23 protein-coding genes are annotated in these 24,988 nt (G+C 75.1%); 13 read left to right on the top strand and 10 right to left on the bottom strand.

Annotated features, from left to right (window positions below; genetic code table 11):
* On the bottom strand, positions 1-299 hold a 299-nt coding region (locus ACWGE1_RS05865), incomplete at its 3' end, for an NUDIX domain-containing protein (RefSeq protein WP_453419308.1).
* 239 nt (positions 300-538) lie between these two features.
* Between ACWGE1_RS05865 and ACWGE1_RS05860 the strand changes: the two genes are divergently transcribed.
* Together ACWGE1_RS05860 and ACWGE1_RS05855 are read left to right on the top strand one after the other, a co-directional pair.
* Positions 539-682 (top strand): hypothetical protein, encoded by a 144-nt coding sequence (locus ACWGE1_RS05860; protein ID WP_453419307.1) that lies wholly within the window; start codon positions 539-541, stop codon positions 680-682.
* Between the two features lie 14 nt (positions 683-696).
* Entirely contained in the window at positions 697-1,944 is a 1,248-nt protein-coding gene (locus ACWGE1_RS05855; protein ID WP_453419306.1) for a DUF418 domain-containing protein, read from the top strand.
* A gap of 46 nt (positions 1,945-1,990) precedes the next feature.
* On the opposite strand, the gene ACWGE1_RS05850 is transcribed toward ACWGE1_RS05855, so the two are convergent.
* Positions 1,991-4,882, bottom strand: coding sequence for a BTAD domain-containing putative transcriptional regulator (locus ACWGE1_RS05850; RefSeq protein ID WP_453419305.1), 2,892 nt, complete (start codon positions 4,880-4,882; stop codon positions 1,991-1,993).
* Positions 4,883-5,001: 119 nt separating this feature from the next.
* Here ACWGE1_RS05850 and ACWGE1_RS05845 point away from each other — a divergent pair, with 119 nt between their 5' ends.
* The 8 genes from ACWGE1_RS05845 to ACWGE1_RS05810 all read left to right on the top strand — a co-directional run bounded on the left by ACWGE1_RS05845 (position 5,002) and on the right by ACWGE1_RS05810 (position 16,991).
* A complete protein-coding gene (locus ACWGE1_RS05845) occupies positions 5,002-5,301 on the top strand; it encodes a trypco2 family protein (protein ID WP_453419304.1) in 300 nt (99 codons plus the stop codon).
* Positions 5,298-8,117 (top strand): NACHT domain-containing protein, encoded by a 2,820-nt coding sequence (locus ACWGE1_RS05840; protein ID WP_453419303.1) that lies wholly within the window; start codon positions 5,298-5,300, stop codon positions 8,115-8,117. Before ACWGE1_RS05845 ends, ACWGE1_RS05840 begins: the two co-directional genes overlap by 4 nt.
* A gap of 100 nt (positions 8,118-8,217) precedes the next feature.
* Positions 8,218-9,171 carry a DUF6801 domain-containing protein gene (locus ACWGE1_RS05835; protein ID WP_453419302.1) on the top strand — a complete coding sequence of 318 codons (954 nt, stop codon included), beginning with the start codon at positions 8,218-8,220 and terminating at the stop codon, positions 9,169-9,171.
* 74 nt (positions 9,172-9,245) lie between these two features.
* The gene (locus ACWGE1_RS05830; RefSeq protein WP_453419301.1) at positions 9,246-9,737 is read left to right on the top strand and encodes a hypothetical protein; all 492 of its coding nucleotides are present in this window, start codon (positions 9,246-9,248) and stop codon (positions 9,735-9,737) included.
* A 123-nt stretch (positions 9,738-9,860) separates the two neighbouring features.
* Positions 9,861-11,369: a hypothetical protein gene (locus tag ACWGE1_RS05825; protein ID WP_453419300.1), complete on the top strand. Its 1,509-nt coding sequence runs from the start codon at positions 9,861-9,863 to the stop codon at positions 11,367-11,369.
* 180 nt (positions 11,370-11,549) lie between these two features.
* Entirely contained in the window at positions 11,550-12,209 is a 660-nt protein-coding gene (locus tag ACWGE1_RS05820) for an NAD(P)-dependent oxidoreductase (RefSeq protein WP_453419299.1), read from the top strand.
* An 88-nt stretch (positions 12,210-12,297) separates the two neighbouring features.
* A complete protein-coding gene (locus ACWGE1_RS05815; RefSeq protein WP_453419298.1) occupies positions 12,298-14,058 on the top strand; it encodes an RNA ligase family protein in 1,761 nt (586 codons plus the stop codon).
* Positions 14,058-16,991, top strand: coding sequence for a poly(A) polymerase (locus ACWGE1_RS05810; RefSeq protein WP_453419297.1), 2,934 nt, complete (start codon positions 14,058-14,060; stop codon positions 16,989-16,991). The genes ACWGE1_RS05815 and ACWGE1_RS05810 overlap by 1 nt, the downstream gene beginning before the upstream one ends.
* 4 nt (positions 16,992-16,995) lie before the next feature.
* Here ACWGE1_RS05810 and ACWGE1_RS05805 read toward each other — a convergent pair whose 3' ends face one another.
* The 5 genes from ACWGE1_RS05805 to ACWGE1_RS05785 form a co-directional block, all read right to left on the bottom strand.
* Entirely contained in the window at positions 16,996-17,904 is a 909-nt protein-coding gene (locus tag ACWGE1_RS05805) for an NADP-dependent oxidoreductase (protein WP_453419296.1), read from the bottom strand.
* Positions 17,905-18,122: 218 nt separating this feature from the next.
* On the bottom strand, positions 18,123-19,199 hold the full coding sequence (locus tag ACWGE1_RS05800) for an RNA ligase (ATP) (RefSeq protein ID WP_453419295.1): 1,077 nt from the start codon (positions 19,197-19,199) through the stop codon (positions 18,123-18,125).
* 254 nt (positions 19,200-19,453) lie between these two features.
* Positions 19,454-20,221 (bottom strand): peptidoglycan-binding domain-containing protein, encoded by a 768-nt coding sequence (locus tag ACWGE1_RS05795; RefSeq protein ID WP_453419294.1) that lies wholly within the window; start codon positions 20,219-20,221, stop codon positions 19,454-19,456.
* Positions 20,222-20,284: 63 nt separating this feature from the next.
* Complete coding sequence (locus ACWGE1_RS05790) at positions 20,285-20,443, bottom strand: hypothetical protein (RefSeq protein WP_453419293.1); 159 nt, start codon at positions 20,441-20,443, stop codon at positions 20,285-20,287.
* A 130-nt stretch (positions 20,444-20,573) separates the two neighbouring features.
* A complete protein-coding gene (locus tag ACWGE1_RS05785) occupies positions 20,574-21,872 on the bottom strand; it encodes an MFS transporter (protein WP_453419292.1) in 1,299 nt (432 codons plus the stop codon).
* Positions 21,873-22,120: 248 nt separating this feature from the next.
* Here ACWGE1_RS05785 and ACWGE1_RS05780 point away from each other — a divergent pair, with 248 nt between their 5' ends.
* Together ACWGE1_RS05780 and ACWGE1_RS05775 are read left to right on the top strand one after the other, a co-directional pair.
* Positions 22,121-22,564, top strand: coding sequence for a hypothetical protein (locus ACWGE1_RS05780; RefSeq protein ID WP_453419291.1), 444 nt, complete (start codon positions 22,121-22,123; stop codon positions 22,562-22,564).
* Between the two features lie 68 nt (positions 22,565-22,632).
* Positions 22,633-23,532, top strand: a complete 900-nt coding sequence (locus ACWGE1_RS05775; protein WP_453419290.1) for a MerR family transcriptional regulator — start codon at positions 22,633-22,635, stop codon at positions 23,530-23,532.
* A 26-nt stretch (positions 23,533-23,558) separates the two neighbouring features.
* On the opposite strand, the gene ACWGE1_RS05770 is transcribed toward ACWGE1_RS05775, so the two are convergent.
* Positions 23,559-23,855 carry a hypothetical protein gene (locus ACWGE1_RS05770; RefSeq protein ID WP_453419289.1) on the bottom strand — a complete coding sequence of 99 codons (297 nt, stop codon included), beginning with the start codon at positions 23,853-23,855 and terminating at the stop codon, positions 23,559-23,561.
* A 95-nt stretch (positions 23,856-23,950) separates the two neighbouring features.
* On the opposite strand from ACWGE1_RS05770, the gene ACWGE1_RS05765 reads away from it, so the two are divergent.
* Positions 23,951-24,418: a hypothetical protein gene (locus ACWGE1_RS05765; RefSeq protein ID WP_453419288.1), complete on the top strand. Its 468-nt coding sequence runs from the start codon at positions 23,951-23,953 to the stop codon at positions 24,416-24,418.
* A 23-nt stretch (positions 24,419-24,441) separates the two neighbouring features.
* On the opposite strand, the gene ACWGE1_RS05760 is transcribed toward ACWGE1_RS05765, so the two are convergent.
* Together ACWGE1_RS05760 and ACWGE1_RS05755 are read right to left on the bottom strand one after the other, a co-directional pair.
* A complete protein-coding gene (locus tag ACWGE1_RS05760) occupies positions 24,442-24,663 on the bottom strand; it encodes a hypothetical protein (protein WP_453419287.1) in 222 nt (73 codons plus the stop codon).
* On the bottom strand, positions 24,656-24,874 hold the full coding sequence (locus ACWGE1_RS05755) for a hypothetical protein (protein WP_453419286.1): 219 nt from the start codon (positions 24,872-24,874) through the stop codon (positions 24,656-24,658). The genes ACWGE1_RS05760 and ACWGE1_RS05755 overlap by 8 nt, the downstream gene beginning before the upstream one ends.
* Between the last annotated feature and the right edge of the window lie 114 nt (positions 24,875-24,988).

Here is a 24,988-nt window from a genome sequence, read left to right as displayed (position 1 = left end):
CCGGGGAACCAGTCCACGGCGAGTCCGCGCGGGGAGCGCCCGTCGACGCCGAGTTCCTCGCGCAGCTCGCGGGCGGCCGCCGCGGACGGCGCCTCGCCCGCGTCCACCGCCCCGCCGGGCAGCAGCCGGTCCGCGCGGTAGTCGACGCTCTGGATGAGGATCCGGCCGCGGGCGTCGGTGACGAGGACGACGGCGGCGGTCCACACGGCGGCCCGCGAGGCTCCGTACTCCGCCGGGGTCATCCAGGTCCCCGCCTGCTGGTGTTCGTCGATCGTGCCCTGGTCGGTCAGCTGCGGCATCGGACTCCGTTCACCGTGGGTGGACCCGCCGGCCTGTGCAACAGCGGGCACGGCCCGCGGGTTACGGCGCCCGCCCGCCCGGACCGGCACCCCGTGCCTTTGCCACCCCTATACCTCCTTATTACTTGGTTATGCACTCCCTGGTACGTTCCGCATGCGGACTGGCGGCATGAAAACCGCCGGTCCGACCACTTCGCACGCACGGCCCGCAACCGCACGGATCCAGGAGAGACCCACACATGCGACGCGCCTCCCCCACGGGCACCCCGGCGGAACCCGGACGGAGGTGGACCGCGACGGGAATCGCCGAACCGGCCGTGTCGGCGCAGTCCCCGCCGGAGGGCTTCTCCGTGGCCGTCGACCATGTGACGTGCGCCGAGTGAAGGGCACGGGGGGCATGGGGGGCACCGATCGCCCGGGCGGCGCGGGCACGGCGGACGGGCCCGCGGCCGGCGGCTCCGGCCGGCTGGCCGGCGTCGACGCCGTGCGCGGCCTGGCCGTCCTCGGCATGTTCGCGGTGCACGTCGGCCCGAGCCCGGAGCCCGAGGGCGCCGGATACCTCCTCGTCGCTGCCGACGGACGCGCCCCGGCCCTGTTCACCCTGCTCGCCGGCTTCTCCCTGGTTCTCGCCCAGCGCGGCCTGGACCCGTCCCGGCGGCCCGCGGGCTGGGCGCGGCGCTGGCGTCCCCTGCTGATCCGCAGCGCGGTGCTGGCCGTACTCGGACTCTGGCTCGCCTCGCTGTGGCCCGGGATCCTCGTCATCCTGGCCTTCTTCGCCGTGTACTTCCTCGCGGCCGAGCCCTTCACCCGCCTCTCCACCCCGGTGCTCACCGCCGTGGCGGGCGTCTCGGTGGCGGCCGGCCCGGTGCTGTCGTTCCTGCTGGGCCCGGTGTTCGGCTACGAGGCCTCCGGGCGCGGCCTGGTCCCCGAGGCCGCCGATCTGACCAGCTGGTCCGGGCTGGGCGCGGTGCTGTGCGAACTGCTGCTCACCGGGGCGTATCCGCTGGCCACCTACTTCCCGTACGTCCTGGTCGGGATGGCGCTCGCCCGGCTGTGCGACGTGCGGGCCCTGGCGGTGGCCCGGCGGATGGCGGTGTGGGGCACGGCGGCAGCCCTCGCCGGATACGGCTCCGCGTGGCTCGCGAGCCATGTGTTCGGCGCCCGGCAGCGGCTGCTGGAGGCGATCGCGGTCCACCACCCGGAGGCGATCGCCGCCGCCGACCCCGTACGGGAGGTGCTGAGCGGGCAGTACGGCGCCGTGCCCAGCACCTCCTGGGACTGGCTGCTGGTGGCCGACCCCTACAGCCAGACCCCGCTGGAGACCCTGGGCAACGCGGGCGTGGGCTGCGCCCTCATCGGCCTGTGCGCCCTGGTCGCACGGCACGGGGTGGGCGCCCGCCTGCTCCGGCCGCTCACGGTGCTCGGGGCGATGGCGCTGAGCGCGTACGTCGTCCACGCGCTGGTGCTGGCCGGTCCGGCGCACGGCGCCGCGTCCTGGTCCGCCTGGATCGCCTTCAGCGGCGCGGCGCTGGCCCTGACCTGGGCCTGGCAGCGGATCTGGGCCGACAGCCCGCTGCGCCGCGGCCCGGTGGAACACGTGCTCCGGCTGGCCGCACAGGGGCGGAGCGGGGCCCGGACCGGGTAAGGAGGGCGCGTCGGCGGGCGCCTGGGCCCCGGCCCCCGGGGCTCGGTCAGCGGTGCCCGCGGGCACCCGGCACCTCGAGGACGGCCCGGAACTGCCCGAGCGCCTCGTGGATGCGGCCCGTCGCCAGGTAGGCATGGCCCAGCCGCGAGCGTATGTCCATCTCCAGCCAGTCGTATGCGGGTTCGGTGAGCGGGGACAGCAACTGGTGCTGGACCAGGGCCTGGTGGTGGAGGGCCACGGCCGCGCCCGGATCCCCCACGCCCAGCTCCGCCGTGCCCAGCCGGGTCAGGCCGCGCGCGCAGAGGAAGACGTCCCCGGCGTCCTCGACCAGGTGGACGGCCTGGCGGAGCAGGCTCCTGGCCTCGGCGTACCGGCCGAGGCGGAGGTGGATGTCGGCGGCGAAACTCAGGACCCTGCCGAGCATGCGCGGTCTGCCGCTCCTGTCGGCGTGGGTACGGGCCTCGGCGAAGCCGGCCAGTGCCTCCTCGTTCCGCCCCTTCAACTGGTGGGCGAGGCCTTGGATGACGAAGGCGATCGAGGCCACCCAGTCGTTGTGCGGCGGCCGGGACCGGCCCATCCCCTCGGTGACACGGGAGATCGCCCGGTCGCCCTCGCCCACGCTCACCTCGACGGACGCCAGGCCGATGAGGGCCCGGACCTCTTCGTCCGGGCAGAGCTCGCGGCGGCTGAGGTGGAGCGCCTCGGTGAACAGGGCCCGTGAATGCGCGTACCGGCGTTGGAACACGCCGGTGTAGGCGAGGCAGTTCCGCAGGGCGAGGGCCATCCGCGGGTCGGTGGCCCCGTCCACGTGCGCGAGCGCGATCTCGAGGGCGGTCTGGGACTCGTGATAGCGGCCCTGCCGTGTGAAGTAGTCGACCAGCGCCTCGGCGATCCAGCACGCGTGGTCGATCTCGCCGAGGGCCACGGCGTGTCCGACGACGTCGACGAGCTCTCCACCGGCCGCGTCCAGCCAGCTCTCCGCGTCCTTCCAGTTGGCGAACGACGCTCCGCAGGGCCGGGGTCCGGTGGGGAAACCGTTGGGGAGGCCCCAGTCACTGGCGATCCGGGCGGCGTCCAGATAGAGGCGCAGGGCGGCTCCGCGTGTGCCGGCGGCCTCGCCGGGCAGGGCTCCCGCGAGGCGCCGCGCGTGCACGCGGACCAGGTCGTGCAATCGGTAGCGGCCCGGGCGCGGCTGTTGCAGGAGGTTCGCATCGACCAGGCTTTCCAGGATCCGCTCGGTGTCGTGGGGCGGCCGGCCGAGCATGGCCGCCGGCGCCAGCACATCGAACTCGACCGTCGGCGCCTGGCCCAGGGCGCGGAATCCGAGCTGCTGGTCTGATGTGAGCTGGTCGTACGACAGCCGGAAGGCCGCCTCGACGCTGCGGTCCCCGATGCTCAGTTCGCCGAGTCGGCGTTCGTCGCCGGCCATGCGGCCCACCAGGTACTCCACCGTCCAGGTGCGGCGGTTCTGCAGCCGCGACCCGGCGATGCGCAGTGCCAGCGGCAGCCCGTCGCACAGCCCGACCAGCTGACGCGTCGCCTCCGGCTCGCTGCTCGCGCGCTCCTCCCCGATGAGGTGCGAGAGCAGCAGCACCGCACCCCCGCTCCCCAGCGGCTCCAGCGTGACTCGTCGGTCGGCGTCCAGTTCGGGCAGCCGTCGGCGGCCGGCCACCAGCACCCTGCTTCCCGCTCCCGCGGGCAGCAGCGGTCGCACCTGGTCGGCGTCCAGGACGTCGTCCAGCACGAGGAGCAGCCGTAGCGGGCTGGTCGCCGCACGCCAGGCGGCGGTGAGCTCCTCGAGGTCGCTGGGCAACTCTCCCTTGGCGGCGCCCAGGGAGCGCAGCAGGCGCTGCAGCGCCTGCTCGGGGGTCTGCCGCCGCTGCGTGCTGTGCGCGCGCAGGTCCACGAACAGGCTGCCGTCCGGGTACCGGTCGCTGAGCTCACGGGCCGCGCGCACGACGAGCGCGGTCTTGCCGACACCGGCCGTCCCGTCCACCGTCACGATGGCCACGGATCCGGGTGCACAGTCCTCGGTCAGCTGCGCGAGCTCGGCCTCCCGGCCGACGAGGCGGCCCGCGTCGCCCGGCAGTTCGTTGACGGTGCGGCGGGGCCGGGGCCCGGCGGGAGGTACGGCGGGGCGCGCGGCGGCCGGGCCGAGCAGGTGTGCGTCGTCGCGGCGCAGCACCGCCTCGTACAGCCGCTGGAGCTCTTCCCCCGGATCGACACCGAGCTCGTCACGCAGCCGTACGCGCATGCCCTGATAGGCGTTCAGTGCTTCCGCCTGGCGTTCACAGCCGTAGAGGGCCCGCATCCGCAGCGCCAGCAGTGACTCGTCGTACCGGTCGGACGGGGACAGGGTGGTGAGGTCGTCCAGGGCGTCGCCGAACCGGCCGAGCCGGACCAGGCATTCGAGTCTGTCCAGCCGTAGCCCTCGCCGGCGCTCCGACAGCCGCTCCCGCTCGGCCTGCGCGAACGACCCCGGCAGGCCGGCCAGGGGTTCGCCCCGGAACAGGGCGAGCGCCGAGGACAGCTCGTCGACGGCCCGGGCCAGCTCGCCGGACGCCTTCGTGCGGCGCGCCTCGACGCCCCGCTCGGTCAGGTCCGCCACATCGAGCCGGACCCCGTCGACGACGAAGCGGTACCAGCCCTTTCCGCTGCGGATCACCGACTCCGCAGGGCGGGTGCCGTGCGCGTCGAGCGCCCGGCGCAGCGGGTTGACGTGACTGGCCAGCACCTTGTGGCCGGATCCGGGCGGCTCCGCCCCCCACACTCCGTGCATCAGCTGCTCATGGCTCACCACGGCCCCCCGGCTGAGCAGCAACGCGGCCAGCACGGCCTGCCGTTTGACGGGCCCCAGATCGAGTGGTGTTGCGCCCCGGCACGCCCGTAACGGCCCGAGCACCGCGATCCGGAGCTGCTCGGGAGGTTCGCTGTCCATGGAGAAGCCCCTGTTTTCGCACATCATCGGAATTTCATCTGCTCTGCAGCGTGTCCGGTCATGGTTGCAGAGATGCGACGGAGAACGGCTGTGAAGCCGGGGAACGCAAGGGACACGGTGTGATCGAGTTGACGAGCGTGATCAGGGATCTACGGGAGGAGCTCGGCCGGGCGATCGCCGCGGCGGAGGGCGAGGCGCTGCGCTTCGAGCTGGGACCGATCGAGTTGGAGCTGTCGGTCGCGCTGGAGCGGTCGGGGCAGGCGGGGGCGAAAGTGCGGTTCTGGGTGGTGGAGTCGGGTGCGGAGGCGGCGGTGAGCGCCGTCTCGGCCCAGCGCATCTCACTGGCGCTGCGGCCGGCCCTGGCCCGGTCGGACGAACCGGCGTTCATCTCCGGCCGCGCCGACGCACACGAGCAGTGAGCACCGTGGTGGGCGGGGCGGCCGAGCCGGACGGGCTCGACCGGCGGCGGGCGGTCCAGGTCATCACCACGTGCGGCGCGGGCGCCGGAGGGCGCGGGTCGGGGTACCAGGTGACCGGGAACGTGGTGCTGACGGCCGCGCACGTGGTGTCCGGCGCGGCGACGGTGCAGGTGCGTTTCCTCACTGAGGACGGCGGTACTCAGGAGGTGCAGGGCCGGCCGTTCTGGGTGAACTCCGCCTCGGACGTCGCGCTGATCGCCATCGCCGGCGCGCCGGTCCGCGGCCCGGGGGCGGGCGGCCCGGCCGGTGGCGACGTCCCGCCGGTCCGGTTCGCCCGCGTATCGAAGCCGGTGGAGTGCGAGGCGCTGGGATTCCCGAGGTTCAGGCTGCGGACCGGGACCGCGTCGCCGGACGGCGGTGCGGCCGTGTCGTACCGGGATTCCCACCACGCGCGCGGTGAGACCACCCCGCTGTCCAACCAGCGTGAGGGCAGTCTGGAGATCACCCTGAGGTCCTCCCCGGAGCGCGACCCCGAGCGGGGCCGTTCGCCCTGGGAGGGCATGTCGGGGGCCCCGGTGTGGAGCGGCGGGTACGTGATCGGCGTCATCACCAAGCACTACCGTTCCGACGGGCTCGGCACGCTCGCGGCGAGCCCGGTGGACCGCTGGTACCGACAGGTGGGTCAGCAGGAGATCGGCGAACTGAGCTCGGTGATCGGCCTGCCGGCGCACCCCGGCCGGCTGGCGGAGCTGCCCCGTGCAACGCCGCTCCCCGGTGCGCCGGAGCTGCGGGAGGCGGCCGGGCTGCTCGCCTCCAGGGTGGCCGCGCAATGGCGGAAGGAGGAGCGGCGTCGGCACGTGCACGACCCGTTCCCGCTCCCCGTGCGCTTCCGCAACGGTGACGCGCGGCTGCTCGATCACTGGGCCAAGATCCGATGCGATCCGCCCGGGGCGGATCCGGCCCCGCTCGCACTGGGCGGCCGCATCGACCGGATCGTGGAGGTGTACCGGTCCGTCCCGTCCCGCCGGCTGGTCGTGCTGGGTGCGGCCGGGGCGGGCAAGACGATCCTGACCCTGCGCTTCGTCCTCGACTGGCTGGGCGCCCGTACGCCGGACCAGCCCGTACCGGTGATCTTCAGCCTGGGATCATGGGACCCGACCACCGTCTCCCTGCGCGACTGGATGTGCCACCAGCTGGTCCGCGACCACGGTCTCGGCGTTGCTGCCGCGCACGGAGGGAACCTGGCCGGCGCGCTGGTCGACTCCGGCTGGATCCTGCCCGTCATGGACGGGTTCGACGAGATCGCCGGCGGCCTGCGGCGTGCGGCGCTCAAGGAGCTCGACCGCACCAGCGCCCCGCTGCTCCTCACCAGTCGGCCCGGGGAGTACGCCGAGGCCGTGGCGACCCGCCCGTTCCCGAAGGCCGCCGTCGTCGAGCTGGACGACCTGACCCTGGACGACGTCGCCCTCTACCTTCCCCTCACCAGCCGTCCGGGTACGGACGGCGGTGTGCGCAGCACCGTGTGGGAGCCCGTCCTGGACGAGCTGCGCAGGCAACGGCGCAGTCAGGGCGCGGAGAACGTGGCCAGGGTGCTCGTCACGCCGCTGATGGTCGCCATGGCCCGTGCCGTCTACAGCGACTCCCCCGGGGCCGACCCCGTACGGCTCCTGGAGACCACCGCGTTCGCCTCCCCGGAGGCCCTGCAGCGGCATCTGCTGGCCGCGTTCACCCCGGCCGCCTACGAGCCCTCCCCGACCGACGGCGGCAGCGGCCGTCGGCGGCGGCACGACTGGAACCCCGACCGTGCGCAGCAGTGGCTCGGCTACCTCGCCGCGCACCTGGACCGACTCGGCAGGGCGGGCACGGGCGTCCCGGCACGTGACCTCGCCTGGTGGCAGCTGGGCACCACGATGAGTCGCTCCTCGCGCATGCTCGTGATCGGATTCCTGGCCGCCCTGGCCCTCGGGGTGACGACCGCCATCGGGAACGTTCCCGCGGACCTGCTCGCCACGTCCTTCGGGCTCAGGTTCGCGCTCGTGCGGGGGCTCGTGGTCGGGCTCCTCCATGGGCTCGTGAACGGGCTGTTGTTCGGGCTCGTGTACGGATTCGTGTCGAAGGGCGCGGCAGAGCCGACGCGCGTACGCATCCAGGTCTTCGGCAGGACCGGGCGCAGGACCACGGCTGTCCTCCCCAGGTTCCGGCTGGGGCTCGCGTGCGGGGTCCTGGCCGCGCTCGTCATCCTCTTCCTGGACCGGGTCGTCGTCGAGTCACTGGGGCTCGGGGACGGCCTGGACGGGGGGCTGATGGGGGGCCTCGTGTTCGTTCCCGGGCTCGGGCTCGGGGTGGGGACGGTACTCGGGCTCATGGCCTGGCTGGAAGTTCCCGTCGACATCGCATCCGGTGTCAGCTCCTCGGAGCTGCTCGGCCAGGACCGCAGGAACGTGGCCTTCTATCTGCTGGTGTGGGCGCTCGTGTTCGGGACGGGAGCCGGATGCGCCAACGCGGTCGTGGCCGGGCCCGGTTGGGGGCTCCTGGTGGGGCTCGCCTTCGGGATCGAAGCCGCCTTCGCGGGCGGACTCGCCTATGGACTGGCTTTCACCGCTTGGGGCCAGTGGGTGGCCCTGGCGCGCATCTGGCTGCCGCTCACCGGGCAGTTGCCCTGGCGGCTGGTCGCCTTCCTCGACGACGCGTGCGAGCGGGACGTACTGCGCCAGGCCGGCGCGGTCTATCAGTTCCGGCACGCCCAACTCCAGGATCACCTGACCCGGGACTTTCTGACGGGCCGCGGCGGCGGCACCGGCTCGCCGGGCCGGTGACGGGCCGGGCCGGACCCGACCGGGCCGGACCGGCCGTGCCGGGCACATCGCTGCACCGCATATTCCTCCGAGAGATCACCACACTTTGACGGGAGTCAGCATGAGGACGGGCAAGCACACCCAGAACCCCCACGGACGGCGCCGGAGGGGCCGTGCCGACCGCAGCATTCCGGTGCCACGCGGCCCGCTCCGGCTCGCGACGGTCGCAGCGGTTGCGGGCGGGGTGCTGGGACTCCCGGGAACCGGACCCGCGGCCGCGGACCCGGTGTCGCTCACCCTGCGGTACACGTGCGCGACCGGACTGATCGGGAATCTTCCCGTCACGGTGCGGATCCGCTCCGACGTCCCCCGGTCGGTCGAGGTCGCGAGGCCCACCCCGGCCTTTCCCCTCCACGCTTCGGTGCCGGTGCCCGCGGACGCTGCGCAGGCGCTGGGCCGGCTCGGTGTGACGACGGTCGAGGGCACGGTGGAGGCGCAGGCCCGCGTGGCCGCCCCGGAGGGGGACAGCCGGGTGAACGTGCCGGTCGACGTGAAGGCGCGCATCCCGGCGGCCGGGGCCTTCCACATCGACGCGTCCGGTTCCGCACCGGCGCTCACCTTCAGCCGGGCGGGAAGCGCGCGGATCACCGTCGGTGGGCTCGTCGCGCACCTCACCCTCAAGGACGCGAGGGGCGATCTCGCAACCCCGGGCAGGATCGACGCGCGGTGCACACCGGATGCCGGACAGCACGACGTCCTGGCGTCGTTCCGCATCACCGGGACCGGGACCGGGACCGGGGCCGGGGCCGAGGCCGAGGGGGACACGGGCCGGGCCTCGCCCGGTGCGACGGACCCCGCCGGTACAGCGGAGGCCCCCGGCGCGCCGGCGGACGACCCGGCCCCGTCAGGCACCGCCGGGTCCACACCGCAGGCCGCGCTCCCCGAGACCGGAGCCGGTCCCGGCGCGTGGCTGCTCGGCGGCGCGGGCGTGCTGCTGGCCGCCGGTGCGGGCACCGTCTTCGCCGCACGCCGGAACCGTGCGGCCGACGGCGCCGGCGACGCCGCCGCGACCTGACCCGGCGATCGCCGCTTTCATCCATCCGTGTGGCGGGTTCGGCTCGTGCGGCGCCGGTGCGGCAGGCTGGGCGGATGCAGCTGCGCCGGGCCCTGTCCCTGACCCTTGCCGCACTCGTGCTGGCCACCGGCTGTGTGACGGTACGTCCCGCCGCTCCGCCGGACGCACCGCGGCCGGCGCCCGCGCCCGCGACGGCACGTACGGAGGCACGTGCGGAGCCACGGGAACCGGCCGCCCTCGCGCTGCCGTTGAGCCCCCTTCCGGGCCAGGCCGAACCGGCAGCGCCCGCCCCTCCCCCGTCACCCGCACCGCCGGAGGCCGCCGGACCGGCGCCCGTACGGGCCGCTGCCGAGCGGCCGCCCCGGCCGCGCCGGGTCACCACGAAGCCACCGAGGCCCAAGCGGGCCGCGAAGCGGGCGAAGCCCGCGGCCCCGGCGAAACCCCGCAGGCGGCCGCCGGCGGTGGCCGAGCCCGGGCCCGCACCGCAGCGCACGTTCGACATGGCCGCCCTGTGCGAGGCGGCCAGGGGCACCGTGTCCCCGTCCATCGTCGCCCTCTGCCGCTGAGGGTCCGGGGCGCCGGGGCCCTCCTGGAGGTCTCCTGGAGGTTGCGTTCACCGGCGTCATGTCCCGCCGGTCTCCGGGGATAGTCTCTGAGCCGCAGAGCGGACGACACGGGGAGCCACGGACATGTACGACGCGGGGCCGCAGGCGGCGGAAGCCGTGCGGGCGCTGAAGGAGCTGGCGCAGGAGCGGCCGGACGAGCTGGAACTGTTCGAGGGCTTCACGGACGCCGAGTTGGACGGCTGGACCGTCGCGGTGCCGGAGGAGGTCCGCCGTGTCCTGCGGGAGATCGGCGGCCTGGAGACCGAGGACCACGAGTACCGTTTCGGGCCGCGCGGCCGGGAGGTGTTCGAGGACGGCTGCTGGACCCTGGGGGAAACGGACTTCGGCGAGGGATCGCTCATCGTCGGGGTCGGGGTCGGGGCGGCCGGCTGGGGGCCGGTCGTGGCCGTCAATCCCTGGGGCGCCGACCCGGATGTCACCGTCGAGGCACCGGACTTCGCCGCCTGGCTCGCCGGGTTCGCCGAGCGGCTCGCCGACGGGGTGGCGGAGCGGCCCAGGGGAAGGTTCTCCGTCCCGGCCACCCCCACCGTCGAACTGGCCGAGGGGGCCGGGGCGGACGGGGCCGCCGACCCCGAACTCGCCGCGCTCGTCGGCCGCGGCGACCCGCTCACCGATCTCGTCGACCTGCGCGGCCTGCCCGGCTATCCGTGCGCCGTGGACTGGGAACCGTACTTCTCCACCTTCCACAACACGGCCGACACCGGGAGCAGCGAGGTCCAGTTCCGGATCGCCGGTGACGGCCGGGCCCTGCTGCTGCGCAGCGTGGTCAGCGGGGACTTCCTCGGCCGGGCGGTGCGCCGCCACAGCGTCCCGGCGAACGCCGCCCGGTGCGCGGTGGCCGAACTGCGCGAACTGGCCGCCCTCCACCCCGGCCTCGTCGCACTCGACGCGGGCTGCGCCGACTCCGTCATGGACGGCTGGGCGGTGCCGGTCCCGGAGGAGGTCCGGGCCGTGCTCCGGGAGATCGGCGGGGTGGCGATCGCGGGACTGCCGGCACTGCGGCTGCTGCCCGGGGCGCCCGAGCACGCGGTCGAGCCCGAACTGCACCGCATGCTGGGCGGCGACGGTTCGTACTGGCCGCTGGCCCGGATCGGCCACGGGCGTGCCCACGCCCTCGCGCAGATCCGCATCGACCCGGCGACCGGACGGTGGGGGTACGTCGTATCCGTGCCCGGGGACGGGGAGAAGCTGCGGGAGTACCCGGAGTTGGCCCTGCTGGCCGAGTCCCTGCCGGACCTGCTGCTGACCTTCGCCCGGCTGGCCCGGCGGGCCGCGGCGGGGCCCGACTTCGCCGCGCGGATGGCCCGGGACACCCGGTGGCTGTTCCCCAACACCGGGGAGCCCTGGCCGCGGCCCGCCCCGGTCCGCGAATGGGCGGGCTCGGCGGACCCCCTGCTCGCGGCGGCCACGGAACTGCCGGACGGGACGCACGCCGCCGACCTGCGGGCCGTGCCGATCCCGAGCGACCTGTGCTTCTACCGGGCGGCCGGCTGGCCGTACGCGGCCCGGCTGGAGCGGCTGCACTTCGCGGCGGCCGGTCAGCTGGCCGCCGCGGTACCGGTCCGCGGCTGACGGCGAACGGGGCGCGGCCTGCCGTCCCCGTCCCCGTCCCGGCCCCGTCCCCGTCCCGGCCCCCGGGATCATCCGACTGGCCCCGGCCCGGCTGCCCGGGGGCGGCGTGCGGGTTCGCTTGGATGGGCCGGGCGGGGCCCGACCGGAGCCCCGTCCAGCTTCCATCCCCAGGGAGTCGCCATGGCGAAGATCGCCCTCTTCGGCGCGACCGGCAGCATCGGAACACGGGTGCTGCACGAAGCACTCCGGCGCGGCCACGAGGTCACGGCGGTCGTCCGCGATCCGGCGAGGCTGCCGGACTACGGGAGCGGGGGCGCGGCGGTGGTGCTCGGCGACGTCCTCGATCCGGTGTCGGTGGCCGGAGCTGCGGCCGGGCACGACGTGGTGGTCAGCGCCTTCCGGCCCGACCCCGGGGATCCCGGTGCCCTCGTGACCGCCGCGAGGTCGCTGATCGGCGGGGTGCGGTCGCTCGGTACGGACGCTCCCGCGCCGCGGGTGGTCATCGTCGGCGGAGCCGGTTCGCTGCGGACCCCCGGCGGCCCGCTGGTCTGGGACCAGGCCGGTGTTCCGGCTCCCGTCCTGGCCCTGATGCACGCCCACGGGGACGCCCTGGACTTCCTGCGGACCGTGCCGGTGGAGGAGGTGCGCTGGACCTGCCTGAGCCCGGCCGCGCACATCGGGCCGGGCGAGCGCACGGGCACGTACCGGCTGGGGCTCGACGGGCTGGTGGTCGACGACGACGGCCGGAGCCGGATCTCGACGGAGGACTTCGCCGTCGCCCTGGTCGACGAGATCGAGCGCGACGCGCACGCGGGCAGGCGGTTCACCGTCGCCCACTGAGCGTCCGGGGGGACGTTATTGGGTGGATGCACCCGGGTCGTGCTACCTAGAGTGACCGGGCACCCCCGACGTCGAGCAGGAGCGGATCATGCGCGTCCACTATCCCCGTACGCCGCATGTGCCCTGGTCCCCCGGGGTCGCGGCCGACGATCTCCGGGCCGTCGGGCCCGCCGGGCTGGCCGGGCGCGAGGTCGTGGTCACGGAGAAGCTCGACGGGGAGAACACCACGCTGTACGCGGACGGCCTGCACGCGCGGTCGCTCGACTCGGCGCACCACCCCTCGCGGGCGTGGGTGAAGGGCCTCCAGGGCCGGATCGGCGCCGGGATCCCGGCCGGCTGGCGGGTGTGCGGGGAGAACCTGTACGCCCGGCACTCGATCCCGTACGAGGATCTGGACAGCTGGTTCTACGGGTTCTCGGTGTGGGACGGGGAGCACTGCCTGGACTGGGACCGGACCGTACGGTTCCTGCGGGGACTGGGGGTGCCCACCCCGCGCGTGCTGTGGCGCGGCACCTTCGACGAACGGGCCCTGCGCAAGCTGAGGCTCGACACGACGCGGCAGGAGGGGTACGTCGTCCGCACGGCGGACGGCTTCACCCGCGAGGAGTTCGGTCGGTGCGTGGCCAAATGGGTGCGCGGCGGCCATGTGCAGACGAGTACGCACTGGATGTTCGCGCAGGTCGTGCCGAACGGGCTCGGCCCGACGGCCCCGTTGTGGGCGGTGCGCGCAGGGGCCGAGGCCGATGTGGCGGGGCTGTCCGCCGCCGTCGGGACGGACGCGCACGGCTCCGCCGACTGCGCCGACGCGGACGAGGTGGCCGAAGTCACCGCCCGGATCGACGGGGCGGGGCGGACCGGGGAGGACCGGCTGGCCGGCGTCCTGGCCGCCGTGCTCCGCCACGAGCCGCGGGCCCGGATCGCGTCGCGGCTCGCGGCCGGCCCGGCCGGGATGGGGCTCGCGCGGCGGGTCGCCGACCTGGTGGGGCTGTACCCGTACCTGCAGCGGCCGTTCCCGGACGCGGACCGGCGGGCCGGGCTGGTCCGGATGGCCGCGGCGGCGGATCTCGGGGTGCTGCACGCGCTCGCCGGGGCGCTGGCCGAGGGGACGGAGGCGCGGGAGTGCGTGGAGTGGTCCGCGCTGTGCGCCGAGGAGGCGGGGCTGCTCGGCGCCGATCCGCTGGCGTCCTTGCGCACCGGGCTGCGGGAGTCCCTCGCCGGGCTGGACGCGGACGCCGCCGACCGCTGCTGGGCGCAGGCCCGGAGCGCGTTCGGGCACGGCAGGATCTCCGGGTCCGCGGTGGAGGAGGCGGTGGCGGCGACCTGGCAGTGGCGTGAGGGAACGTTTCCCCGGCTGGTGCAGCTCTGCGGGCCCTCGGGCAGCGGGAAGAGCACCTTCGGCCGCGAACTGCCCGGCGTGGACGCGTACATCAGTCTTGACGAGCTGCGCACGGCCCGGGGTTCCCGGGCGGACCAGCGGGGCAACGCCGAGGTGTTGAGCGAGGGGCTGGACCGCCTCGACGCGGCCCTGGCCCGGGGCGGGACGGTCGTGTGGGACGCCACCTCGCTGACCGACCAGCAGCGCGGGCTGGCCGGATCGGTCGCACGGCGCCGCGACGCGCTGGTCACCCACGCCGTGGTGCTGGTGGAGGAGGCGGAGCTGGTGCGGCGCAACACCGTGCGCCCGCATCCGGTGCCCTCACAGGTGCTGACCTCGCAGGTGCACCGGTTCAGCCCGCCGTACGCCGGTCAGGCGCACCGTACGTGGTACGTCGGTGCGGCCGGGCACGTCGAGGACACGGCGGGGGGCCTCGCGGCCGGTCGCGCGGACACGGGACGGGGACAGTACTGATGCGTACCAGCGAGGAGCTCTACCACCAGGTCCGCTGGGACTCCCGGTTCGATCCGGCGCGGTTCGTGCTCGGACTGCTCCAGCGCGGGGCCGCGCCCAAGCGCGTCCCGCTGCCCTCCTTCGTGCCCGGCGGGGACATCCCCTGGCACCGGGTGCTGTTCGTCGAGGCCGACGGCGAGCTGGTGTGGGACCGGAGCACCGGCGTGGACCGGATCGATGACACCGCGGCGGGCCGGGTCCGCGATCCGCGGCTGCTGCGGGCCCCGTTCTTCACCGCACGGACCCCGCACGCGTGGGACCCGGCGGACGGCGGCGCCTGGCGGCCCGCTGAATCCCCGGCGGGCGGCGTCCGGGGCGCGACCGCGGGCGGGGGCCGGGGCGCGACCGCGGCCGCCACCACCGCGGTGCGACTGCTGACCTGGAACACCCTGTGGGACCGGTACGACGCCCCGCGCATCGCCACCGCCCGGCGCAGGCCGCTGCTGCTGGCCGATCTCGAGGCCGCCGATGCCGATGTCATCGCGCTCCAGGAGGTCGAACCGGAGCTGCTCCGCATGCTGCTGGCGGCGCCGTGGGTGCGGGCCGGGTACACCCTCGGCACGGATCCGGGCGGCCGGGACGTCGTCGAGTGCGGGCTGCTGGTGCTCAGCCGGCTGCCGGTGCGCGAGGCGGGGATGCACCTGCTGCGCCCGCACAAGGCGGTCACCGCCGTGACGGTGGGCACCGCCGCCGGCCCGCTGGTCGTCGCCGCCACCCACCTGACCAGCGATCACTCCGAGAACGGGGCCGGCCGGCGCGATGCCGAACTGGCCCGGCTCGCGGAGGGCCTCGGCGGTATCGAAGCCGGGGTGGCCCTGCTGGGCGACTTCAACGACGGCCGCCACGGCGCCGAGGGGCCCGCGGCCGCGCTCGGCATGCGGGACGCCTGGAGCGAGGTGCACGGGGCGGCGGACGATACGCCGACCTTCGATCCGGCGGCCAATCCACTGGCCGCGGTGGGCTCGCTGTCGGGGCGGGCGTCCCGGCTGGACCGGATCCTGCTGCGGTCCGGGGCGGCGCGGGTGACCCGGGCGGCGCTGCGCGGCGACTCTCCGGCCCCGGAAGGCCTGTTCATCTCCGACCACTTCGGGGTCGAGGCGACGGTGGAGCTCGGCGCGCGGGACGGCGGGCCCGGGCGGCTCGACGTACCGGCGACGGCCCGGACGGCGGTGGCGTGGCTGCCGCCGCACCTGCCGGAGGCGGTGCAGGAGCTGCGCCGGGAGCACGACCCGCAGGCCGGGCGCTGGCCCGCGCACGTGAACCTGCTCTTCGGCTTCGTGCCCGAGTCCTCCTTCGCCGAGGCGCTGCCGCTGCTGGCGGAGGCGGCCGCCGCGACCGGGCCGTTCCCCGCCCGGCTGGAGGGGGTGCACAGCTTCGGGCACCGCGAGGACGCCACCGTCTGGCTGGACGCGGCGGCGGCCGGTGAGGCTCCGTGGCAGGAGCTCCGGCGCGCCCTGACGGAGCGCTTCCCGGGCTGCCGGGGGCGTACGGCCGAACAGCACGGCTACACCCCGCATCTGACCCTGGGGCGCAGCCGGGATCCGCAGCGGGCGGTCGCGGCCTTCGCGGCGCGGCTCGGCGGCCCGGTCGCCGCGCACGTCGGTGAACTGGCCGTGCTCTCGCGGCGCGGGGACGGGCCGATGCGGGTCCGGGCGACGGTGGAGCTGGGCACGGGCACGGTGCGCTGGGAGCCGGAGCGGGCGGACCGGCCCACCGCCGCCCCCGCCCCCGCAGCGCAGGAGGAGGCGGCCGAGTCGGTCGTCGCACGCGTCAGGGCGGCTCTGGGCGGCGCGCAGGTGCACCTGGCCGGGTCCCGTCGCATGGGCTGCGCCCTGCCCGAGGCCGACCTGGACCTGGTGGCGGCGCTGCCCGGCCGGGCCGATGCCGCTCTCGTACGGGACCGGGTGGCGGCGGCGCTGCCCGGGGCGGTGCGGCTGCGCGAGGTGACGGGGGCCCGGGTGCCGGGGCTGCGGTTCCGCGTCGGTGCGCTGTCGGTGGATCTGGTGGCGGTGGCGACCGACGGGCTGGATCCGGCGCACGCGGTGGCACGGCGGGCCGAGCTGGGCGAGGCCTCCGCGATCGCGCTGAGCGCGGTCAGCGACGCCGATGCCGTGGGGGAACGGGTGGGCGCGGAGCATGCCGCGTTCGCCGGGCTGGCGCGGCAGGTGAAGGCGTGGGCGCGGGCCCGTGGGCTGGACGCGGCGCCGTTCGGCGGACTGCCCGGGCTGGCCTGGGCGGTGCTCGCGGCGCGCACGGTCGAGGAGGCCGGAGCGCTGCCGCCCGATGCCCTGCTGCGCGAGTTCTTCGGCAGGTGGGCCGCCTGGGACTGGCGGGAGCCGGTGTCCCTGTCGTCGGCGGCCCCGGGCCCGGCGGGTGGACCGGATCCGGTCACGGTGCTCACTCCGTCGGAGCCGGTGCGCAGTTGCACGGCCCAGGTGGGGCCGGGCCTGCGCGACCTGCTGGTCCAGGAGCTGTACGCGGCCTGGGAGCTGTTGGAGTCCGGGGACGGAAGCAGGAGCAAGGCCGGGGATGGGAACGGAGACGGGGACGGCGGGTGGGAACCGGGACCGCCTCCGCTGCACCGCCGGCACGCCGCCTGGGCCGTGGTGACCGTACGGTCCGCCTCCGAGGGGGAGTTCGAGGAGACGCTGGGCCGGGTGCGCGGGCGGATGCGGGCCCTGCTCGGCGCGCTGGAGGAGTCGGGCGTCGCGGACGCGCACGCCTGGCCCCGTCCCTTCGAGTCCGGCCCGGCCCTGGCCCGCTACGCGATCGGCCTCGGCGCCACCCCGCCGGACGCGGCACGCCTGGCCGCCCTGGCCGGCCCCTGGCGGTCGGGCCTGCCGGGGGTCGAGGTCTCCTGGGCGGCCTGCGGAGAGGTGCCGGACCTGGCGTGACGCGTCAGATCTCGATGATGATCTTCCCTGCCGTGTGCTGGCCCTGGCTCAGCTCGAAGGCGGCGGCGAGCTCGCCCAGCGGGAAGGTCCTGGCGACCGGCACCTTCAGCTGTCCGCTGTCGGCGAGCCGGCCCAGTTCGGCCAGATCGCTGCCGACCGGGCGGACCCACATCCACTCGCCGCCCGCCCCGAGCACACTGGGGTCGGCGATGGAGGCGTGCCGCCCGTCGTCGTGCAGCACCTCCCGGGTGACGGCGCCGACCCCGCCGACGAAGTCCGCGACGACCGTGGGGCCGTCGGGTACGAGTGCGCGCACGCGATCGGCGAGTCCGTCCCCGTACTCGATGGGTTCGCCGCCCAGTTCACGCACCCGGTCGTGGTTGCGCGGGGAAGCGGTACCGATGACCCGGGCGCCCAGGGCGCGGGCGATCTGCACGCCGAAGGAGCCGACACCGCCCGCCGCGCCGTGGATGAGGACGGTGTCGTCCTTGCCGGTGCCGAGGCGGGTGAGCAGCTGGTAGGCGGTGAGCCCGGCGAGCGGGAGTCCGGCGGCCTCGGCCCAGTCGAGCGAGGTGGGCTTGTGCGCCAGGGCGCGTACGGGCACGGTGACGAATTCGGCGAACGTCCCGCCGTGCACGTAGTCCTTGCGGGCGTACGCGATGACCTCGTCGCCCTCGGTGTATTCGGGGGTGTCGATGCCGACCCGCTCGACGGTGCCGGACACGTCCCAGCCGGGGACCACCGGATACACGACGTCCATCAGGGCGTCGAGCCCGCCCGACATGATCTTCCAGTCGACGGGGTTGACGCCGGCGCACTTGACCCTGACGAGGACTTCGCCGGGTCCGACCTTGGGCATCGGCAGCCGGGTCTCGGAGAGCACCTCCGTCCCGCCGTACGTCTCGTACGCCATTGCCCGCATGGTTTCCTGGCTGCTCCGGCCCGACTGGGACATGTACCCGACCTCTCCGTGTGCTGGTGGAACCCGCCCCCGGCCCATCCCACCATGCACGAAGCGCCCGCCCCACGAGGCGGGGCGGGCGCGGCGCGGCGTGGCGTGGCACCGAGGGGGCCGGTCGGTGCGGAGCAGCCACTGGCCGGCCCGGACCGGCCGGGACCGGCCCGCACCGGTCACTCGTACTCGGTGCCGCCCTTGCGGGTCAGGTACGCCGGGCTGACCGCCTTGGCGATGGCGCGGCCGCCCACGACCGGGCTGTACCGCTCCGCCGACGGCCGGATGACGACGCCCTCGCGCAGGTGAACGGCCTTCCCGGAGACGGTCTCGCGGCCGCTCGCCAGCTCCAGCACGGTGCCGAGGTCGTAGGGACCCTCGTACAGCCGTGGCACCAGCGGAAGCTCACCGTCCGTCAGGACGGCCGTCGGGTCCAGCCAGCGCACCTGCCCGTCGATCTCGGCGGACACGTCGAAGGCGGCGAATCCGGGCGGCGCGTCGGCGGTGCGCACGTCGGTCCCGTAGGAGAGGTCCTGGACTCCCGCGCCGTACACCTCGCCGAAGATCCCGACCCGGGTCGCGCCGAGACGTTCGGCCAGGGCCGCCGCGACGCCCGGTACGCCGTGGCCGCGTACGGCCCGCCAGTAGAGGTTGCGCTCGTCCTCCTTGAGCGCCAGCCCCTTCGAGCCGAACCCCTTGGAGGAGACGATGGACCGCTCGCCGTCGACCACGTACGTGAACAGGCAGGCGGTGCCGTGCAGTTTCTCGGTGAGGACGACCGGTTCGCCCGGCTCGAAGATGTGCGGGTAGCGCTGGAGGTTCTCGATGTCCACCCACGGCATCAGGTCGGCGGCGGCTTCGACCTCGCCGCTCATGGTCGTGGGTATGGGCGGGGCCCATTTCGTGATGCCCAGCAGCTCCGCGAAGTCCGTTTCCTCCTTGGCCGCCCGGGCCAGGTCCACATCGGCGAGCGCACGCGGCCCGCACACCAGACCCTGCGAGAGTTCCCCGCGCAGCCGGACCGCCTTGACCCGGTCGGAGGAGCCGCCCGCGAGCCGCCCGGTGAGTCCGAGCTCCTCGATCAGATCGGCCGGGAGCACCGCCTGTTCGGGGATGTAGATCGCGAACTCGCCGGTGCGGTAGGCACCCTTGGCGATCACGGCCCGGTACAGGCCCACCTGCGCGAGTTCCAGCGCGTCGGCGTTCGGGTGCTCGTGGACGGTCAGCTCTTCGGCGGTGACTCGCAAGGTCGACATGGGGCGGCTCCGGCATTCCTCGGGGACACGGCCGACGCCCGGTCGTTCGGCGCGTCGGTGACGACCACTCTGCTTGCCGCCATTTCCGCTGGTCCAGCGATTATCGCGGTGTTAGCCTGCCGCCCCTCCCCCGCACCCCGGGCAGGGGCATTCCCGTGTTCCGCGTTCCGCGTTCACGCGGGAGGCCACCGTGGCACCTCGTCAGGTCACGGTCGTCACCGGCGGCCGCTGTTCCCGGCCCCGCGGCGGTGGGGTCAGCCCATCGCCGCCCGGGTGGCCGGGCCGTAGACGCCCGGCGGGTCGCCCTTGATGGACCGGTCGCGCTGCAGCTGGCCGACGCCCCGCTTGGTCTGGCTGTCGTAGACACCCGTGACGGAGACGTATGTGAACCCCTGCCCGTGGAGCAGCTCCTGCAGCGCGCGCACCTCGGGGCCGCTGTCCCCCATCCGCAGCGTTCCGGAGGAGCCGGGCGTACCAGAGGCCGAAGCGCCCGGCGAGGACGACGGTTTCGGGCTCCGGCTCGTGGTCGCATCCGGCTCGGCCGAGGGGGACGGTGACGACGAGGGCGCGCCGGACCGTACGGAGGCGGTCGGCCCGGGGTCGTCGGAGTCGGAGTCCGGGCTGCGCGCCGGGAGCACCGGGACGGACAGCTCGGCGGGCGCCCCGGCCCGGGGCGGCTGCGTGTCGGGGCCGCTCAGCAGGAGCACCAGGGTGCCCACCGCGCCGAGCGCCAGCAGGCTGAGCACGGCGGTCGGAAGCGGGCTGCGGCCTCCGCGTGCGGCGTCGTCCCGGACGGCGGTGGGAGCGGACGTGGAGGTGGCTGCGGGAGCGGCTGCGGGAGCTGCTGTGGGAGCGGGAACACCGGGGTGCGGTCCGTGCGCGGGACCGGGGAAGGCGAGGGGGCCGGTCTGCGGCCAGGCGGGCGCCGTCGACCCGGGCGGCGGGGCCGAGGAGGCGACGTACGGGCGTACGAGCAGGTGGTCGTCGGGGACGATCCCGCTCTCATCAGGGTCCTGGGACATGGTGGTCTCCCGGCTGGGACGGGGGCCGGCGCGGCGGTGCGGTGCCGGCCCCCTCCCGGTCGGTCAGGCTCTGCGCCGCCGGGCGGCGGGAGCCGGGGCCGCACCGGCGCCGGGGGCGGGCGTGCCGGGCGTGCCGTGTGCCGGAGAGCCGCCGAGTGCGGCGGGGTCGATCGACGAGCGAACGGATATGGACATCTGGCGTATCTCCGGGGTGCGGCTCAAGCAGTGGTCCTCGATCGGCGCACTCTTGCCCTCCAGTGGGTGCCGGGTCAAGCCGGGCGTCCGGTTCACCCCATCAATCCGATCTGTCGGGCACGGGCGCTCCCGCCTCACCCCCGCCGCGCCCCGCCGGTCAGCCGGGGGTGGCGGGGGTGCCGGGGGTGCGGCGGATCGCCGTCACCCGGACGGTGCCGGCGGCCGCGAGCATCAGGGCGGCTGCGCCGAGCGGGGCGGCGGGTACGGAGAGGCCGTCGACCGCGAGGCCGCCCCCCAGCGCGCCCGCCGCGATGGCGAGGTTGAACATGGCGACCATCAGCGAGGAAGCCGCCTCGGGTGCGTCCGGGGCCGCCTTGATCATCCAGCCCTGCACGCTGACCGAGACCCCTCCGTACACGAGTCCCCAGGCCAGCAGCAGCGTGGTCCCGGCGACCGGTCCCGGAAGGACGGCGATCAGCGCGAGGATCACGGTGAGGGAGGAGCTGACCACGAGCAGGGTCCGGTAAGGGTCGCGCGCCCCGGCCAGGAAGTTGCCCACGACCCCCGCGACGCCGTAGCCGAGCAGCAGGGTGCTGATGTACCGGGTGTCGATGCCGGAGACGTCCTGCAGGATCGGCCGGACGAACGTGTAGGCGGCGAACTGCCCGGTCACCACGAGGAAGGTGACGATGACTCCGGCCCGGACGGCACGGTTCTCGCGGAGCAGGACGGGGAGTTCGGGGAAGGCGACGTGCCGGGTCGGCGGCAGCGGGGGCAGCAGCAGGAGCAGGGCGGTCAGCGTGACCAGGCCGAGGGCGCCGACCGCTGCGAAGGCGGCGCGCCAGCCCCCGAGTTCGCCGAGCAGGGTCCCGGCCGGGACGCCGAGCACGGAGGCGGTGGGGACACCGCCGAAGACGAGCGCGGTGGCCCGGCCGACGTGGCGCTCGGGCACGAGGCGTACGGCGAGGCCGCCGGCCATGGCCCAGAAGCCGCCGACGCTGACTCCGACGAGCAGCCGGGCCGCCAGTACGACGGTGAAGTCCGGGGCGACGGCCGCGGCGAGGTTGGCGGCGACCATCAGGGCGATCAGCACGCACAGCACGAGCCGTCGGTCGAGCCGGCCGGCCCCGACCGTGACCAGCGGTGCGCAGAACGCGGCGACCAGCCCGGGCGCCGTGACCATCAGGCCGGCGGTCCCGTCGGACACGCCGAGGTCGGCCCCGACGGGGGTGAGCAGGCCGACGGGGAGCAGCTCGGAGGTGATCAGGCAGAAGATGCCGAGGGAGACCGCGCACACGGCCGCCCAGCCCTTCCACGGGGCGGCGCCGCTTCCCGGCGGGGACCCTGCCCCCGGTGCGGACCCGGTCCCCGGCCGGGCCTCGGGCCCCGGACCTCCGGGCGGACCGGACTCGGGGGGCGGTGCGGGGTGGTTGCCGGGCGCGGCAGCTGAGGTCATGGATCGTTTCTCCGTACGGGCGATCGACGGGCAGGACACCACGGCACGGGGAGCCGGGGGTCGCGCCTCCCCCTTCGCCCGTACTGCCGTTCCAATTTCCCACAGGCCCCGGTCCTTCCCACAGGCCCGGGTCGTTCCCGCAGACCATGGCCGTTCTCCGCGCGCTCCGGCCGTTCCGGCCCGGCCCGGGTCACCCGCACGCGTGAGAGGAGCGCCGGGCCGGGCCCGCCGTACGGCAAGGTGGTCGGATGCAGTTACGCCGGGCCCTGCCCCTCTCCCTCGTCGCGCTCCTCGCGAGCGCCGGCTGTGTCTCCGTCGGACCGCAGGCTCCGGCTCCGGACCCCGTACGGGGGTCCGTACCGCCCGCCGAAGCGCCCGAGGTCCCGACGCCCCTGGCCCTGCCCCTGGGGACGCTGCCCGAGGCCGCCACCCCGGCTCCGGGCCCGGCCCCCGAACCGGAAACGGGACCGAAGTCGGCCCCCAGGTCCGCCCCCGAACCGGAGCCGTCGCGCGGGCGGGCCCCGGCCAAGGCGGCGCCACCGCCCCGGCGCAAACGGCTGCCCGGATCGGCGACCGCCCACCCGCACCGGCGGCAGGCCCCGCCGCCCCGCATGGACCAGCTGTGCGCGGCCGCGGAGGGCACGGTACCGCCGTCGATCGTCGACCTGTGCGTGCGGCAGTACGGGCGCTGACCACGGCGTCCGTACCCGGTGCGATGCTTGGCCCGTCCCCCGGCCCGGACCTCGCAGTGGAGCGCGTCATGTTCACCATCGGAGACTTCGCCAAGCACGGCCGGGTGTCGGTCCGCATGCTGCGTCACTACGACGCCCTCGGACTGCTGCGCCCGGCGCGCGTCGACCTGTTCACCGGCTACCGCTTCTACGAGGCCGGGCAGCTCGCCCGCCTCAACCGTGTCATCGCGCTCAAGGAACTCGGCTTCAGCCTCGACCAGGTGGGGACGATCCTCGACGAGCAGGTGGGCGTGGAGGAGCTGCGCGGCATGCTGCGGCTGCGGCAGGCGGAGCTGGAGACCGCCGTGGCCGCCGCGGCGGCCCGGCTGGTGCAGGTCGAGGCGAGGCTGCGGACCATCGAGAACGAGGGAGGCATGCCTGCCGACGACATCGTCGTGAAGAGCCTGCCGGCCGTCCGGCTCGCCGAGCTGACCGGCACGGCCGCGAGTTATGAACCGCAGGACATCGGCCCGGTCATCGGACCGCTCTACGACGAACTGTGCCGCCGTCTGGAGGAGGCCGGGGTCGTCCCGACCGGTCCCGGCACCGCCTACTACGAGGACGCGCCCGACCCGGAGTCCGCACCGGCGGTCCTCGTCCACGCCGGGCTGCCGGTGGCGGCCGCGGTGCGCGCCGCGGACCTCGGGGGCGAGGTACGGATCGTCACGCTCCCCGCGGTGGAACGGGCCGCGACCGTCGTGCACCGGGGCTCGATGGACGGCGTCCTGCCGACGGCGCAGGCCCTGGCGCGCTGGATCGACGCGCACGGGCACGGCCGGGCCGGGTACGCGCGCGAGCTGACGCTGGCCTGCCCGCAGGACCCGGACCAGTGGGTCACCGAACTCCAGGAACCCCTGGAACCCCTGGAACCTCTGCAACCCCTGGAGCCGGCTCAGGCGCCCCCGGAGTCGCTGGCTGCCACGTCCTGAAGCCCCGCGGGGAAGTCCTCAGCTCCTCAGGGGCGGCGTCCGCAGGCACGGGCGCACCGCCGGGCCGTGGTGCGCCGGGCCGTGCGCAGCCTGCGCACGGTGCTGTGCCCGCGCCGCTTCCACTCGCCCCGCGGCAGCACCGCCCGCTGGCCGCCGCCCGCGATCAGGGCGTTGACCGGGGTCATCGGGTCGGCGGCCATCGCCTTGGCGAACAGGACGCCGACGACCAGCGGGACCAGGGCCACGGCCAGGGCCGAGCCCGCGGTGGTCACGTGCTGGATGCGCGGGCGGGCCGGCGCGCTGATCGGGGCGTCTGAAGTCATGCCCCCATTCGACCAGCGGCCGCGCTCCGGGGAATCGGGGCGGATACTCAGGCCGTTGGGCGTGAGGTACTCAGACGCGTGGGTGGTGGGGTGTGATGACGGTACCGGGGCAGGGCTTCGAGCCGGCGACCGGTGACGGTCCGGCCGAGCCGTCGGAGCGGCGGGAGGGCGAGCTGCGCACGGCGTACGAGGGGCTGCTGCAGATCCGCCGGATGCTGGGCGGCCCGGCGGGCGCGGAGGTTCCCGCGCCGTGGGAGGTACGGCAGCTGCCGCGCGCGGTGGCCCTCGTACTGGAGGCGGCGGGGATCGCGCCGTCGGCCCTGGACGCGGAGGGGCGGCGCACGCGGACGGGCTACCGCGTGGCGGCCGGAGCCGAGCCCGGCCGGGTGGAGGTGACCTGGGTCGGCCCGGCGGGCGGCGGCGCGGCGGGCGAGGAACAGGAACGGCTGACGGCCTGCGCGGCCGTACTGGAGCGGCTGGGCTGGGTGTGCCTGCTGTACCGGGGCCCCCGCCGGCGCCGCTTCCTGGAGGTCGAGCCCCCGGCCGGGCCCCGGGGCGCGTAGCGGGTCCCGTTCCGGGAGTTGCCTCATCGGGCGTTGCCGCAGCCGCCGTCCGACCCCGGCCCACCGGTGTGCGGGGCAGCGACTTCGGGACTCAGACGATCGACTTGATGGTCCCTGTCCGCGTACCGCAGCGTCTCGTCGATGGCCCGGTCGGGCTCGCGCTCTTCCTGGGTCATCGAGGCGTTGCGGGCCTGGTGGTGCTCGCGGATCACGAGGCCCATCGCCTCGGCGCTGAACTCACTCATCGGTTCCGGTCCCTCTGGTCGCCGGGCTGTGCCGGCGCCAGGAGAACTGGGCCTCACGTGCCAGCGCACTACCGGAGCGGAAGGCCCGGGCGCTGTCCTCCGCGAACTGCTTGGCAGCCTTGACGACGGCCGGGTCACGACGGACTTCGTCGGCGGTCTGGATGTTCTGGGCGGCAGTGAGGCCCAGTTGGACGAGGTTGAGCCGAGCCATGGCAGTGGACCTTTCGTCGCTGATGGTGCCTGCGCGTGTGCAACATAGCGTCACTCAGTGTTCGCTGTCCGCACCGTGGCGAAACGCCGCGGCGCCTCGCCGCGGGCCGCTCCC

This window comes from Streptomyces sp. NPDC054932, assembly GCF_053610205.1.
This window is presented reverse-complemented; position numbering and strand designations above follow the sequence as displayed.

Bases quoted from the DNA above. Each gene is read 5' to 3' on its own strand.
- ACWGE1_RS05860 (WP_453419307.1), top strand. From the start codon at position 539: ATGCGACGCGCCTCCCCCACGGGCACCCCGGCGGAACCCGGACGGAGG.
- ACWGE1_RS05855 (WP_453419306.1), top strand. From the start codon at position 697: ATGGGGGGCACCGATCGCCCGGGCGGCGCGGGCACGGCGGACGGGCCC.
- ACWGE1_RS05850 (WP_453419305.1), bottom strand. From the start codon at position 4,882: ATGGACAGCGAACCTCCCGAGCAGCTCCGGATCGCGGTGCTCGGGCCG.
- ACWGE1_RS05835 (WP_453419302.1), top strand. From the start codon at position 8,218: ATGAGGACGGGCAAGCACACCCAGAACCCCCACGGACGGCGCCGGAGG.
- ACWGE1_RS05830 (WP_453419301.1), top strand. From the start codon at position 9,246: ATGCAGCTGCGCCGGGCCCTGTCCCTGACCCTTGCCGCACTCGTGCTG.
- ACWGE1_RS05825 (WP_453419300.1), top strand. From the start codon at position 9,861: ATGTACGACGCGGGGCCGCAGGCGGCGGAAGCCGTGCGGGCGCTGAAG.
- ACWGE1_RS05820 (WP_453419299.1), top strand. From the start codon at position 11,550: ATGGCGAAGATCGCCCTCTTCGGCGCGACCGGCAGCATCGGAACACGG.
- ACWGE1_RS05815 (WP_453419298.1), top strand. From the start codon at position 12,298: ATGCGCGTCCACTATCCCCGTACGCCGCATGTGCCCTGGTCCCCCGGG.
- ACWGE1_RS05810 (WP_453419297.1), top strand. From the start codon at position 14,058: ATGCGTACCAGCGAGGAGCTCTACCACCAGGTCCGCTGGGACTCCCGG.
- ACWGE1_RS05805 (WP_453419296.1), bottom strand. From the start codon at position 17,904: ATGGCGTACGAGACGTACGGCGGGACGGAGGTGCTCTCCGAGACCCGG.
- ACWGE1_RS05800 (WP_453419295.1), bottom strand. From the start codon at position 19,199: ATGTCGACCTTGCGAGTCACCGCCGAAGAGCTGACCGTCCACGAGCAC.
- ACWGE1_RS05795 (WP_453419294.1), bottom strand. From the start codon at position 20,221: ATGTCCCAGGACCCTGATGAGAGCGGGATCGTCCCCGACGACCACCTG.
- ACWGE1_RS05785 (WP_453419292.1), bottom strand. From the start codon at position 21,872: ATGACCTCAGCTGCCGCGCCCGGCAACCACCCCGCACCGCCCCCCGAG.
- ACWGE1_RS05780 (WP_453419291.1), top strand. From the start codon at position 22,121: ATGCAGTTACGCCGGGCCCTGCCCCTCTCCCTCGTCGCGCTCCTCGCG.
- ACWGE1_RS05775 (WP_453419290.1), top strand. From the start codon at position 22,633: ATGTTCACCATCGGAGACTTCGCCAAGCACGGCCGGGTGTCGGTCCGC.
- ACWGE1_RS05770 (WP_453419289.1), bottom strand. From the start codon at position 23,855: ATGACTTCAGACGCCCCGATCAGCGCGCCGGCCCGCCCGCGCATCCAG.
- ACWGE1_RS05765 (WP_453419288.1), top strand. From the start codon at position 23,951: ATGACGGTACCGGGGCAGGGCTTCGAGCCGGCGACCGGTGACGGTCCG.
- ACWGE1_RS05760 (WP_453419287.1), bottom strand. From the start codon at position 24,663: ATGAGTGAGTTCAGCGCCGAGGCGATGGGCCTCGTGATCCGCGAGCAC.
- ACWGE1_RS05755 (WP_453419286.1), bottom strand. From the start codon at position 24,874: ATGGCTCGGCTCAACCTCGTCCAACTGGGCCTCACTGCCGCCCAGAAC.